The 14,337-nt window shown below is 35.0% G+C and carries 11 protein-coding genes; 3 read left to right on the top strand and 8 right to left on the bottom strand.

Annotated features, from left to right (window positions below):
* The first annotated feature begins 2 nt into the window (after nucleotides 1-2).
* A complete protein-coding gene (locus MJQ71_RS03950; protein ID WP_238804667.1) occupies nucleotides 3-1,277 on the top strand; it encodes an NAD(P)/FAD-dependent oxidoreductase in 1,275 nt (424 codons plus the stop codon).
* Nucleotides 1,270-2,436 (top strand): aminotransferase class V-fold PLP-dependent enzyme, encoded by a 1,167-nt coding sequence (locus MJQ71_RS03945; RefSeq protein WP_238804665.1) that lies wholly within the window; start codon nucleotides 1,270-1,272, stop codon nucleotides 2,434-2,436. Before MJQ71_RS03950 ends, MJQ71_RS03945 begins: the two co-directional genes overlap by 8 nt.
* A gap of 99 nt (nucleotides 2,437-2,535) precedes the next feature.
* On the opposite strand, the gene MJQ71_RS03940 is transcribed toward MJQ71_RS03945, so the two are convergent.
* The 3 genes from MJQ71_RS03940 to MJQ71_RS03930 are packed head-to-tail and all read right to left on the bottom strand — an operon-like array spanning nucleotide 2,536 to nucleotide 5,434.
* On the bottom strand, nucleotides 2,536-3,570 hold the full coding sequence (locus MJQ71_RS03940; RefSeq protein ID WP_238804663.1) for an LLM class flavin-dependent oxidoreductase: 1,035 nt from the start codon (nucleotides 3,568-3,570) through the stop codon (nucleotides 2,536-2,538).
* Nucleotides 3,571-3,578: 8 nt separating this feature from the next.
* Entirely contained in the window at nucleotides 3,579-4,649 is a 1,071-nt protein-coding gene (hemH, locus tag MJQ71_RS03935) for a ferrochelatase (RefSeq protein WP_238804661.1), read from the bottom strand.
* 17 nt (nucleotides 4,650-4,666) lie between these two features.
* The gene (locus tag MJQ71_RS03930; RefSeq protein WP_238804660.1) at nucleotides 4,667-5,434 is read right to left on the bottom strand and encodes a hypothetical protein; all 768 of its coding nucleotides are present in this window, start codon (nucleotides 5,432-5,434) and stop codon (nucleotides 4,667-4,669) included.
* A gap of 201 nt (nucleotides 5,435-5,635) precedes the next feature.
* On the opposite strand from MJQ71_RS03930, the gene MJQ71_RS03925 reads away from it, so the two are divergent.
* On the top strand, nucleotides 5,636-5,776 hold the full coding sequence (locus MJQ71_RS03925) for a hypothetical protein (protein ID WP_238804658.1): 141 nt from the start codon (nucleotides 5,636-5,638) through the stop codon (nucleotides 5,774-5,776).
* Between the two features lie 83 nt (nucleotides 5,777-5,859).
* On the opposite strand, the gene MJQ71_RS03920 is transcribed toward MJQ71_RS03925, so the two are convergent.
* The 5 genes from MJQ71_RS03920 to MJQ71_RS03900 all read right to left on the bottom strand — a co-directional run bounded on the left by MJQ71_RS03920 (nucleotide 5,860) and on the right by MJQ71_RS03900 (nucleotide 14,337).
* Nucleotides 5,860-7,752 carry an amidophosphoribosyltransferase gene (locus MJQ71_RS03920; protein WP_238804656.1) on the bottom strand — a complete coding sequence of 631 codons (1,893 nt, stop codon included), beginning with the start codon at nucleotides 7,750-7,752 and terminating at the stop codon, nucleotides 5,860-5,862.
* 250 nt (nucleotides 7,753-8,002) lie between these two features.
* On the bottom strand, nucleotides 8,003-9,472 hold the full coding sequence (locus MJQ71_RS03915; protein ID WP_238804654.1) for an NADH-quinone oxidoreductase subunit N: 1,470 nt from the start codon (nucleotides 9,470-9,472) through the stop codon (nucleotides 8,003-8,005).
* Between the two features lie 80 nt (nucleotides 9,473-9,552).
* The gene (locus tag MJQ71_RS03910) at nucleotides 9,553-11,130 is read right to left on the bottom strand and encodes a complex I subunit 4 family protein (protein ID WP_238804652.1); all 1,578 of its coding nucleotides are present in this window, start codon (nucleotides 11,128-11,130) and stop codon (nucleotides 9,553-9,555) included.
* A 79-nt stretch (nucleotides 11,131-11,209) separates the two neighbouring features.
* Nucleotides 11,210-13,285 carry an NADH-quinone oxidoreductase subunit L gene (nuoL, locus tag MJQ71_RS03905; RefSeq protein WP_238804649.1) on the bottom strand — a complete coding sequence of 692 codons (2,076 nt, stop codon included), beginning with the start codon at nucleotides 13,283-13,285 and terminating at the stop codon, nucleotides 11,210-11,212.
* 110 nt (nucleotides 13,286-13,395) lie between these two features.
* Nucleotides 13,396-14,337 carry a formylglycine-generating enzyme family protein gene (locus tag MJQ71_RS03900; protein ID WP_238804647.1) on the bottom strand — a complete coding sequence of 314 codons (942 nt, stop codon included), beginning with the start codon at nucleotides 14,335-14,337 and terminating at the stop codon, nucleotides 13,396-13,398.

Below are 14,337 nucleotides of genomic sequence, written 5' to 3'. Positions count from 1 at the left end.
AAATGAAAACAACCATCATTGGCAGTGGTGTAATTGGCTTATTTTCAGCATATTACCTCACTCAACAAGGACACAAAGTTACAATTATCGAACGAACAAATGGCGATGATGGTTGCTCAATGGGCAATGCAGGAATGATTGTTCCTAGTCATTTTATCCCTTTAGCAGTACCGGGAATGATTGAAAAAGGTATCCGTTGGATGTTTAATTCGGAAAGTCCATTTTATGTAAAACCACGCCTCAATTTAGACTTGCTTTCATGGGGAATAAAATTTTATCAAGCTGCCAATAAAAAACAAGTTGAACGTGCCATGCCCGCTTTAAGGGACATTAGTTTGTTGAGTAAATCGCTTTATCAAGATTTAGCAAAAACACCTAATTTCGACTTTGCTTTTGAAGAAAAAGGTTTAATGATGTTGTGTAAAACCGACCACACATTTGAAGAAGAAATAGCAGTAGCGAAACAAGCCAATGAGCTTGGATTAAAAACTAAAATATTGAATACCAATGAGTTACATAAACTCGAACCTGAAGTAAAACCCGACGTTGTAGGAGCTGTTTTTTATGAAGGAGACGCTCATTTATACCCAAATCAATTAGTAAAAAATCTGAAAGCATATCTCGAAAAGCAAGGTGTAAAGTTTTTGTATAACACAGAAGTGACTGGTTTTGAATTTGAAAAAGACCAAGTAAAATCAATTAAGATTCAACAAAAAGATAACGATAACTGTCATCTTTCTACAATCAATATTCAGCATTTAATCATTGCCACTGGCTCGTGGTCACCAATTTTGGCTGAAATGCTAAACATCGGTTTACCAATGCAAGCAGGCAAAGGATATAGCGTAACTTATCAACAAAATGTGGGTAAAAACCTTAATATTCCATCTATTTTATTAGAAGCCAGAGTTGCTATTACTCCTATGTCTGATAAATTGATTCGTTTTGGTGGAACAATGGAAATTGGTGGTTTGAACGATGATATCAATATGAATCGTGTACGTGGTATTATCAAGGCCGTTCCAAATTATTTCCCTGAATATCAAATAGATATGCCAAAACAAGAACAGGTTTGGTATGGTTTACGTCCGTGTTCTCCCGATGGTTTGCCGTACATTGGACGAACCAACAAATACAAAAACCTTGTAGTTGCTTCTGGTCATGCCATGATGGGCTTGAGTCTTGCACCAGCAACAGGCAAATTAGTTCAGCAAATTATTGATAATCAACAAACTACAATCGATATTGAGCTTTATAAGCCCGAAAGATATGACTAATCAAAAGCACTTATTTTCAATTGAAGAAGGTTTGCATTATCTCAATGGTGCGGCTTACTCTCCTACCCTAAAAAGTTCGGTTGAGCGTGGCATTGAAGGCATCAATTTGAAAGCCGTACATACGCATCAAATAAGTGGTAAAGACCATTTTATACTTCCCGAAAAAGTACAAAAACTTTTTTCTAAACTTGTAAATATACCTGATTATCAACGAGTTGCCATTATTCCATCAGTTGCTTACGGAATGGCAACTGTAGCCAATAATTTTCATCGTTTACCTAATATTTCTGAGAAAAAGCACATTATTCAGATTCAAGATGAGTTTCCAAATAACGTTTATGCGTTTGATAGGGTTTGTCAAAATCATCATTTAACGTATAAAACCATAGTAAAACCAGATGTTTTTGAAAATCGTGGAAAACTTTGGAATCAACATATTTTGGAGGGAATCACGACAGAAACTGCTATGGTTGTTATGCCGCATATCCACTGGATTTATGGGGTAAAATTCGATTTGGAAAACATTTCAAAGCGGTGTAAAGAAGTTGGTGCATTACTTATTATTGATGGAACTCAGTCGGTTGGTGCATTAGATTTCGATATAGAAAAAATTCAACCTGATGCTTTGATTTGTGCAGGCTACAAATGGCTTTTAGGTCCATATAGTATTGGGTTAGCCTATTTTAGCGATTTTTTTGACGACGGTATTCCCATAGAAGAATCTTGGATGCACCGCGTTGAAAGTGACAATTTCGCTAAATTGATTAGGTATGAAAGAGCTTATCGCCCAAAGGCACAAAGATATAACATGGGTGAGCATTCACAGTTTATTCAAATGCCAATGCTGGAAGATGCACTCACACAATTGTTAAGTTGGGGAGTAAATAACATTCAAAATTATACCAAATCAATTATTGAGAATCCAATAAAAGAGCTTCAAGAATTGGGATGTTGGCTAGAAGATGAGGCTTATCGTGCGAATCATTTATTAGGAGTTTCACTCCCAATAAGCATTGATAATCAATCATTTACCGACAAATTAATGCAAAACAAAATTGTAATTTCTAATCGAGGTGTAGCGATTCGGGTCTCTCAAAATATTTATAATGTTGAAGATGATTTATGGGCTTTGGTTGAAGTTTTAAAGGGGAGTTTTTAAAGCTAAAGAAAACGATATTTCTTAAAAACATACTTTAAAAAAATTGTATTAATTAAAAAGAAGAAGGCACATTTTAGCTAAAATGTGCCTTCTTCTTTTTCAAAAAACTTTTGAATTATTCACTATCGGAGATACCCGTGTTCCAATTAATTCAATGGCTTTCATCAATTTTTCGTGAGACATTCCCGCATTATCCATTTGAAAAGTAACTCTAGAAATTCCGCCAAGAGCCTCACTATGTCTCAATATTTTTTGAGCAACTTCTTCGGGATTTCCTATCAAAAATGCCCCTAATTCGGTGGTTTGAGAATCAAAGTGCGAGCGTCTAACGGGTGGCCAACCACGTTCTTTACCAATATTGGTAAACATTTCGGCATATCCAGGATAAAACTCTTCAACAGCTTCTTCTGTTGTTTCTGCCACATAACCCAACGAATGCAAACCCACTTGCAATTGTTCGGGCGAATGCCCTGCTTTCAAACCTGCATTTCGATAGAGGTCAATTAATGGCCTGAAACGATGTGTTTCTCCGCCAATAACTGCTACCATTAAAGGCAAACCCAATATACCTGCTCGAACAAAAGATTGAGGAGTACCGCCTACACCTATCCAAATTGGTAGTTTTTGTTGTAATGGTCTTGGATAAATAGACTGATTGCTCAATCTTGCTCGAAATTTTCCTGACCAATTTACAACCTCATTTTCTCTGATTTTGAGTAATAGACCTAATTTTTCGGTGAAAAGTTCATCGTAATCTTCAAGATTTAACCCAAATAGAGGAAAAGCATCCGTAAATGAACCACGACCAACGACCATTTCAGCTCGACCCTGAGAAATTAAGTCAAGTGTGGCAAAACTTTGGAATGCTCGCACAGGGTCAATTGCACTCAAAACTGTTACTGCACTTGTAAGTTTAATCCGTTTTGTTCGAGCTGCCGCTGCTGCTAAAATCATTGTCGGTGCAGAATCGAGAAACTCTTTGCGATGATGCTCTCCAATACCAAATAAATCAAGACCAACTTCATCAGCTTTTTCAATCCGTTCCAACAATTCGGCAATTGCCTGCACGCTACTTATTGTTTGTCCTTTGTTATTAGCCATTACGGCCGCAAAGCTATCTATTCCTATTTCCATGGTTTGTCTTATTCTTTCACCAATTCTACTAACAAATCAATCCAAGCCTCCGAATCATTCAAACTTTCAACAAGTTTCCAATGTTCACCACCTTTTTCTTCAAATATTTCTCGATACTCTTCGGCCACTTCGATTGTCGTTTCCAAACAATCAGCTACAAATGCTGGTGAAAAAGCTAACACTCGTTTTATTCCTTTCGCAGCTAATTCATTTACAATATCATCCGTATATGGTTGCACCCATGGGTCACGTCCTAGTCTTGACTGAAAACAAGTGGTATATGTACCCTCTTTTAAACCTAACTCTTTAACTAAAAGGCGGGTCGTTTCAAAACATTGAGCTCTATAACAATGCTGATTAAGTGCATGAACGGTATCACAGCAACTTCCTAATTGACAAGTTTTTCCTGTACAATCTCCTTTTAAAATCTGACGAGCGGGTAACCCATGATAACTAAATACAACATGGTCGTATTCATCATTTTCAAGATGTTTACGTCCATTATTGGCAAAAGCATTGATGAATTTTGGATAATGATAAAAATTATTTTTGAAAGTAATTTCTGGAATTATCTGCCATTTAGTAACAATTCTCATCACTTCTTCATAAACAGAACCCGTAGAAGCAGAAGCATATTGTGGAAAAAATGGAATAACGATGATATTTTTCAAACCCATTTCTTGAAATGCCTTTAAACCATTTTCAATACTTGGACTTTGATAACGCATTGCCAATTTTACAACATACTCGTCACCTAAAGATTTTTGTAGTTGTTTTTCGTTCGCTTCTCCATAGATTTTTAGTGGAGACCCTTTTTCAGTCCAAAGTTCTTTGTAAACTTTGGCAGATTTTGGTGAACGAAACGGAGCAATTATTAAATTGACCAATAACCAACGAGGAATGGCCGCAATATCAATTACACGTCCATCCATCAAAAATTCACGTAAATATTTTCTTACGTCTGGCACGCTCGGACTATCGGGCGTACCTAAGTTTACAATCAAAACACCAGTTTTTCCAATCATTACTTTTTTAATATATGGGATATAAGCCAAATGAGGTAAGAAATTATAACTCATTTGGCTTCAATACAAACTTACAATTCAAGCTTATCTTTTTTCTTATTAAAGTCTTTTGCTTTACTATAATCAGGTTTTTTAAAATCTGTATAAATTGATTCGGGTAAAGTTTCAAAAACTTTAATTTCTGTCAAATCACGATCGCCACGTTCGCCCGAAAGGATAATTTTACCATAAGGCTTATATTCAGTCCAAGGACGAGTAAATGTTGGTTTTTCATCTGTTGATTTGGCAAAATATGACCATTGTGTCATTAAATTAGTTTCTTTTTCAACTAAGATTTTGTACATATTGTTTGGAGTATTACCAACTTCTTTGAAAGTCATCTGTAATAAATACGCATCTTTGCCTGTTTCAGTTTGGCTATCACCCAAATATTTTAGTGTCACGCCATTATCTCTCAATTTAAACGGCATTGTCAACCAATACGAATCATTAATCCAAGCTCCTTTACCTGATTTTATGTATTTTTTTAGCGAATCCACATTTGTTTGCTCAGTTCCCCATTTAAAAACTTTTCCAGTTTCGGTATTGATATTTAAGAGAATAACCGAGTTATCTCGCAAATTATCAACTCTAACATTACCTGTCCATTTGTCCCAAGTCAATCTTCTTGCACCAAAAAAATTCCATGTAATATGCCTAGTCTCATTCCAAGCTTTTTCGCCTCCCATTGCTTGCAATACTTTATCAGCAATTTCAATAGCTTTTGGGTCTGATGGTTCTTGAGCATTAACTGCCTGTGTTAAAATTGCTAAAACGAAGCAAAAAATTAGTTTCTTCATAGATAAATTATTTTAAAAGGGTTGATAATTCGTATTAGACTAAACTTTATTGATGAAAAACTATAATTTATTACTAAAAATAAGTCATTTGGGACGTTTTTCTACTAAATGTAACCGTACAATAAATAATTTAAAATCATTTTGCGAATATTCGCTTTTTGACTTAACTTTGCTGTGTCAACATAAAATAATCAGGAAAACATGAAAACATCTACAATTTTATCTACCGCTTCAATGCCAATTTCAAACGAAACTGTAAACATCATTGATTTGTTAAGAGTCATTGGTATGCAAGAAGTTACTAATAATGTTTTTACCCTGCCTAAGAAGAAAAAAAAATAATACCGTAAACAAAGAATGACGATTTCTAAAGTTTGCACTTATCAAAATCGTCATCCCTAAAATCGTCATTCTTTGAATAGTTTTTAGTACGCTCTCACTAATTTCCCTTCCATAAAATTTACAAATGCACGATTAACGACTCTATTTCCTCCTCGAGTTGGGTAATTTCCTGTGAAATACCAATCGCCAAGGTGGTTTGGACATGCTTTGTGTAAATTTTCGACAGTTTGGTATATCATTGAAACCTCAGCTTTCATATTTTCTGGTGTAACAATTTGAGCTATTTTCTGCGAAAGTTCCTCGTCTGTAAATTTACTATAAAGTTGTTTTACAAAATTTTCATCATAAGCATTATCTGTTTGCAAAGCTCCAACACTTTGAGCATAAACTTCGTGCTTCATATACTCAATACCGTTTTGTTTGAGCAAGTCAAGCATAGCTCTGAAAGCCACAAATTCTTTCATTTTCGACATATCAATTCCATAACAGTCGGGATAACGAATTTGTGGAGCAGAAGAAACAATAATTACTTTCTTTGGCCCTAAACGGTCAATCATTTTCAAGATACTTTTTTCGAGCGTAGTACCTCGCACGATAGAATCATCAATCAAAACAACGGTATCAATTCCTTTGCGAATCACTTCGTAAGTCATTTCATACACGTGCGAAACCATTTCGTCACGTTCGTCATCGTTGGTAATAAATGTTCTCAGTTTTACATCTTTAGAAACCAATTTTTCGATTCTTGGGCGAAACGATAAAACTTTTTTGATTTCTTCTGGGGACATATTTCCCTCTGTAATTCGTTTCAAACGCCAATCTGCCAAATATTGTTCCAGTCCTTCTACCATTCCAAAAAAAGCACTTTCGGCTGTATTCGGAATGTATGAAAAAACGGTATTTTCAAGGTCATAATTAATTTCTTCTAAAATCTGAGGAATCAATAATTGACCTAATTTTTTTCGCTCTTCGTATATTTGAGGGTCAGAACCACGTGAGAAATAAATTCGCTCAAAACTGCACGATTTTTTCTCTAATGGTTTCATAATCTGAAACTCATTATATTCGCCATGTTTATCAATAATCAAGGCATTTCCTGGCTGAACTTCCTTTATATCATCATAATTTGCATTGAAAGCAGCTTTAATCGCTGTTTTTTCAGATGCAACAATAACAACTTCATCATTCGCCCAATAATACGCTGGACGAATACCTGCTGGGTCTCGAACTACAAATGATGCTCCAAAACCTGTCACACCTGCCATTGCATATCCACCATCAAAATCTCGGCAAGCACGGTGAAGTACACGTGGCAAGTCCATGTTATCTTCAATAATATCGGATAAAGCAGGATTTTCATAAATTCCTTTAAATCGGTCGAAAACTCTTTGGTTCTCTTCATCAAGAAAATGACCAATTTTTTCCATGACAGTTACGGTATCACCCAAATCTTTTGGATGCTGACCGAGCTTAACTAATTTATGGAAAAGTTCTTCGGCATTAGTCATATTGAAATTACCTGCAACCAACATATTTCGGCTACGCCAATTGCTCTGACGAAGCATTGGATGACAGTTTTCAATTTCGTTTTTACCGTGTGTTCCATAACGCAAATGACCCAACCAAACCTCACCAGAATAGGCAACGTTTTCTTGTAACCAATTTGCATCTTTAAATTTATCAGGATTATTGCGAAGAACATCCTTATATTTCTCGTTAATTTTATTGAAAATATCAACAATTGGTCGATTTTCAACAGAACGATAACGACTAATATAACGATGGCCTGGTGAAACATCCAGCTTGACATTACCTACACCAGCCCCATCTTGCCCCCGATTAGACTGTTTTTCCATCAAAACATACAATCGTTGGATGCCATAAAGAGGCGTACCGTATTTGTCGATATAATATTGGAGTGGTTTGCGAAGACGAACAAGGGCAATGCCACATTCGTGTTTAATTGCGTCGCTCATTTAAGAATTTTTGGAGATTGGTTATGCAAAGTTCTAAAGAATATACGTCGCTTGCAAAGAAAAAGTTCGATTTGTTTGTGGGAACATTTTTGAAAATGCTCGACTGTCATTTAATGTAACTAAACCTATTGAATTATGTAAATTTTTTCTTTGAAAAGGTATAAAACAGCGTCAATAAGTCAATTAAAATGTCAATTAGTCAACTAATATTTTTGAATGAAAAGATTAGAATTTATTACCACTTGAGTATTTACAAATGTCCAATGAGACTCATCAAATCACTTGGTTTGAGGAATAAATAGATAATTAGGAATAAAAAAAACAATAAAAATGCTTTTCTCAACAAACCCACATGGAAGAATCTAACGCCAATTTTCGGTTCTTTGAAAATCATGTAAAAAGGAATTTTCAAGTAATAGAAAATTGAAATCGCAGTATTTAATAGTCCAAATAGTAAAACTATCAGCAACAAGTTGCTATGAGAAGTTTGGTAAGCTTCCCATAAAGCTGTAAAAACGAGTAATTTCCCTGTAAAACCAACTGTTGGCGGTAAACCAACCAATGCAACCATGATTATGACAGCAGCTAAACCAAGAAAGATATTTTCTTGACCGAGGCCTCTTAAACTTTCTAACTCGTAACTTTCAGTTTTAAGTGCAAGGAAATCAATCAGTAAAAAAGCCGCCAAAGTAATAAATAAATAGGTAGTTATATAAAAAATTGCCGACTGAACGCCAATAGTATTGGTAGCTAACAAACCCACAAGCATAAATCCACCATGAGCAATTGTCGAATATCCGAGCATTCGCTTCGTATTTGTTTGCCATAAAGCTGATAAATTACCAATCGTAATTGAGGCTAAAATAACAATAGCGGTCATCATTCGGAAATCGATACTTAATGAACCAAATAATCTAATCAGAACTAATAATACAGCTACTTTGGGAGCAATTGATAAAAAAGCAACAATTGGTGTTGGCGTTGCTTCATAAACATCAGGTGTCCAAGCGTGAAACGGCACTGCTGAAAGTTTAAATAAGAGTCCGCCAATAGCCATAAATATAGCAATATTAGCAATCCAAGATGGGTTTTGCCCTAAAAAAGCAGCAAATTCTTGACCAACGAAATTTAGCGTTCCAGTCATTCCATAAAGCAGTGAAATGCCGTAAAGCATCACCGCCGAACTCGTTGCTCCAAAAAGCAAATACTTTATTCCTGCTTCGCTATTCGTTTTTCCTTTATTGAAAACAACCAAAATATAAGAGCAAATTGACACCATTTCTAGTGAAACATATAGCATGAGCCAGTTTGTTGTCATTGTCATAATAAACAATCCCCAAACGAGAGCTACAAATATTGCATAAAATTCGCCAACAACTTTATAACCAACCACCCAAAGATGAATCAAAACTGCAACTGCTGAGATTGTAATGAGTATTTTGAAAAATAAACTTTTACTATCCAAATAAATTAATTCACCAAATAAAGTACTTCCCGATTCAAAATATTGCTGATAAAAACCAAAAAGAGCATAAAAAAGAAATCCAACACTTATTAATGCACTGATTATCAATACATTAATGAGTATATACGACCGTTCGGTATTTATTTTTTTTGAAAAAGTGATTGTCGCTACAATTACCAAAAATGCTACTCCAAAAAGTATATCAGGTAATAATACACGAGAACTAAATAAAATATGTAGTAATTTTTCGAGCATTGAACTTTGCTTTGGCTATTAGCATTGAGCTTTTAGCATAAAAATAGGGTTTTGTAAAAATGCTTTTAGCTAATTCCTAGCTAAAATCTTTCTAAAAAAAGTTTCACAGATTCGCCAGAAATATCAAAAATGAGGCTTGGAAAAACACCAAAAATAATCGCCAAAGCAGCTAATGAATAGAGCATTGTGATTTCACGCAAATCTAAATCTTTGAGATTTGCTTCTTGGTTTCGATTCGCCCAAAAGGTTCCAAAAAACATTTTTTGCAAAGTCCAAAGAAAATATCCTGCTGATAATACGATACCTATCATTGCAATCATTGAGACCCAATCAGGCAACACCTTTGATTGAAAACCTCCCATAATGGTAAAAAACTCACCCATAAATCCAGGGAGTGTTGGAAGACCCAACGCTCCAAAAAAAGCAATTGTAACTGCTAAAGTAAATAGCGGCATGACGCTTGATAATCCTCTAAAATTTTCAATCAAACGATTATGTGTTCTATCATAAATAACCCCAGCAACCAAAAAAAGCATCGCTGATAAAATCCCATGACCGAACATTTGATAAATTGCACCATTCACACCTTCAACAGTCATTGAAGCCAAACCTAACAGCACAAAACCCATGTGTGAAATAGAAGAATAAGCAATCATTTTCTTTAAATCTTCTTGAGCCAAAGCGTTAAAAGCTCCGTAAATTATTGAAATTACGCCCGCTCCTGCCACAATATAGGTAAACTGATAGGCAACGTCAGGGAAAAATCCATAAGCAATCCGAATGAAACCATAAGCTCCTACTTTCAATAGAATACCAGCCAATACAACCGATACTGGGGTTGGAGCTTCTACGTGGGCATCGGGTAGCCAAGTATGAAAAGGCACCGATGGAAGCTTTATTCCGAAACCGATTATTAATAAGATAAATGCAAAAAATCTAGCTGAAATACCAAAAATCTCTTGTTTTTGTAATGGATGCAACAAACTATTTGGAATATAATTCTTAAAGTCAGCTAATTGTCTAAAATCAAAAGTATGCACAATTCCTCCCATTTCCTGCGAAAAAAACGTATCCTGAACTGACATAGCAAGGCCAATCATTACAACCAAAATCAATATTGAACCTACAAGCGTATAAATAAAAAATTTGATGGCAGCATATTCTCTTCGTTCTCCTCCCCAAATTCCAATCAAAAAATACATTGGCAATAACATGAATTCAAAAAACAAGAAAAACAAAAAGAAATCAAGAGCAGCAAAACAACCAATGATACTACCTGAAAGCAATAAATATAAAGAATGGTAAGCTTTCGGACGATGTTCAATTGTAAACGAAGAAATAGAACCAATTAATAAGACAATTCCTGACAACAAAATCATGGGCATATTGATGCCATCAAGCCCTAATAAATAGTCGATTGAAAGCACTCCAAGATTACCCAAGCTCATTCTAATCCATTCGTGTTGTTCAACAAATTGATATTCTGTAATATGCCTATTAAATAGGTTATAAATTGAGAATATATTGAGCAAATTGATGATACTAATTATCAACGAAATCCATTTGAAAGAGTCTCGGTAAGTAATTGGCAAAAACAACACCATTACAGAACCTGCAATCGGCAAAAAAATGAGTGTTGAAAGTAAAAAATTGTTCATATTTTAATATGTGTCAAACATCTATTTTCAGTAAATGCCTGTTTTTTTATACTATTAAAAAATCAATGTTTTCATTGACTTACTTGAGCATTAAAAGAATCATTATTAATACTAAACAAACAAAAATAGTAATGAGATACGATTGTGCCTTACCATTTTGTATTTGGCGAGTATATGAGCCTATTTTTCCAGTTGTAGTTGCAGTATAATTGATAAAATTATCAATTACTGCTTTTTCAAACCAACTATTCATTGAGGAAAATATGACCGTCAAATTAGCAACCATATTTACTGCAGCATCAATTATTTTTCTATCAAAATAATTGATTTTTGGCCCAATCCATAACAATGGTTTCACAAAAACCGTTTGGTACAATTCATTCAAATAAAAATTATGAAAAATCAACTTTGAAATCTCACCTTTTGGCTCAACTTGTTTATTATCAATTCGATAAGTTTCTTCTTTTGTAAAAATATATCCCAATAAAATACCATTTAATGATACTAAAATTGCGATGTAAGCTACCCATTGGTAACTTTTGGGCTCATGGTGAAAAATGCCAAAAAACCAACTACTCTCCGCCGAAAATGGATTCAATGAAAACACAAATCCAATTGAAGCAACCGCCATCACAATTGATGCAAGCTCCATTGGGCCGACTGTTGAGAGAAAATCTATTAGAGAAATTTCGTCAGCATGTTCTTTTTCTGCCACTCTTCGTTCTTCGTCATCTTCTACATTTACAATTCCTTCGATTCGTTTGGCAACGTTTTTATAAATACTCACAGCACTCGACGAAATCAATTCTAGAGGATTATCTTCACGCTCCAAAAACACTAAAAAGACTTGTCGCATCATATAATAAGCACTCATTCCTGAGACAACCAAACATACCGCAGGTATTATAAAATACACTTGCTTTGGTTGATGAGAAGCCCATTCAAAAGCAGCAACTAAAATAGCATCTTTTGACAAAAAACCAGAAAAAAATGGAATTCCAGCTAACGCAGCCGCACAAATGGTATAAGTATAATAAATGATAGGAATTTCTTTACGGAGATTACCCATTTTTCTCATATCTTGTTCATGGTGCAAGTGATGAATAACAGCACCCGCAGATAAAAATAAACCTGCTTTGAAAAAGGCATGAGTAACCAAATGAAACAATGCAGTATTTACTGCTCCAACACCTATTCCGACCACCATCAAACCTAATTGAGAAATGGTTGAAAATGCCAATAGTTTCTTTATATCGTATTGTATTAATGCCGAACAAGCTCCAAAAAGCATGGTAAGCATTCCAACAATTGCCATCACTAAAAGTGTATCAAGAGATAAAATGGGATAAACTCTTGCCATCAGAAAAATACCTGCCGCAACCATTGTGGCCGCATGAATCAATGCTGAAACAGGCGTTGGCCCTTCCATCGCATCAGGCAACCAAACTTGTAAAGGTAATTGAGCAGATTTTGCCATGCAACCACAAAAAAGCAAAAGCCCCATTGTAGTTAAAATTGGACTATTCGCAATTTCGGGAGAAAGTTTTTGGGCTTTTTCAATAATTAATGAAATATCAAGTGTTCCAAAAAAACGGTAAATCAATAAAATAGCAATAAAAAAGCCAATATCTCCTACTCTATTTACTAAAAAAGCTTTAATAGCCGCATTTGTCGCTGATTTTTTTTCATACCAAAAACCTACTAATAAATACGAACAAAGTCCAACAAGCTCCCAAAACATAAAAATCATCAGAAGGTTTCCCGAAATGATGATTCCAATCATTGCCAGTATAAATAGATTGATGTACGCATAATACCGCCCAAAACTTGGGTCGCCTTTCATATATTGCATTGAAAAAACTTGTACCCAAAGAGCAATAAACTGCACTAGAAAATACATCAAAAAAGTGAGATCATTGAGCAGAATATCAATCGTGAAAGCTTTGTCGCCAACACTAAACCACGGATAGGTAATGACATCGCCGTAAATGTCACTCAGGCGAATGCCCATTGAGAAAAGTACGCCAATAAAATTAAAAGTGATTGAAAGCAGGGCAATGGATTGTTCACTCAGTTTATTTCGTTTGTATAATAAAAACGAAAAACCGAATAAATATAGTAGTAAATTGATTAAAATGACTCTTTCAGCAGACATCCAATAGCGGTCTTTTTTTGCAAATATCCAACCTTAAAAGCGATAATGCAAAAATGAAGCCGAATTTTGTGAAAGAAAAAACCATATCCCTTAAATCTGATAGACTAAATCTACTTTACACATCTAAATCCGACATGCATGAGTGATGTTTCGGGAGTCGTAAAAGAACGGCCTGAAACTCGATAGCCATGGCACCAACCTGGTTCACAGAGAAATGAGCCACCTTTTTCAACTTTCTCAATCGTATCTTTTGGCATCATTCCATTAGTAATTTCGTCATAATTGATTTTCCAATTATCGCACCATTGCCAAACATTTCCTGTCATATCGGTTAAACCGAGCTTGGTTTTTCCAAAATATCCTACTGGGGAAGTATAAAGGAAACCGTCAGTATTTTTATTAAATTGAGGAAAAACGCCATTCCATGTATTTGCCAAAGCTTTTCCATTTACCACAATTTCGTTGCCAAATGGATAAAGATTACGGTTGTTGGTAGCATTCCGAGCAGCATGTTCCCATTCGATTTCAGAGGGAAGCCTTTTGCCAGCCCACTTGGCATAAGCAATAGCATCATACCAAGAAACTTGCGTAACAGGATGATTATCAATGGCTTTTGGTTGGTCTTTTCCTAGTGGATATTGCCAATTAGCTCCTTTTTTCAATATCCATTTTTGGGTTTTGTAGTCAAAAAAACCACCATCTCCAAAATTTTCGGCATACGTTTTATAATGCGTTTTTTCAACAAATTCACGAAATTGAACTACCGTTACAGGAGAAATGTCCATAAAAAAAGGTTTAATTTCAGCCCAAAACATTGGTCTTTCGTGTGGCATTCCATCAGTCGTCCCGATTTGGGTAAAACCTCCTGGCACATAAACCATTCCTTTTGGAATAATGATATTTTTGGGTGTTACAGGCTTGGTATAAGTTTTGGGAGCATCCTTTAAAATTTTCACATTTGGAGAAAAAACATAGTAGTCTATTTCTTTCTTTTCTTCTGATTTACAGCTAAAAAAAAGCAAGAAAATAAACAAAAGATGATGATTTTTCAT

Source organism: Emticicia aquatica (assembly GCF_923079645.1).
Classification (GTDB): Bacteria; Bacteroidota; Bacteroidia; order Cytophagales; family Spirosomataceae; genus Emticicia; species Emticicia aquatica.
This window is presented reverse-complemented; position numbering and strand designations above follow the sequence as displayed.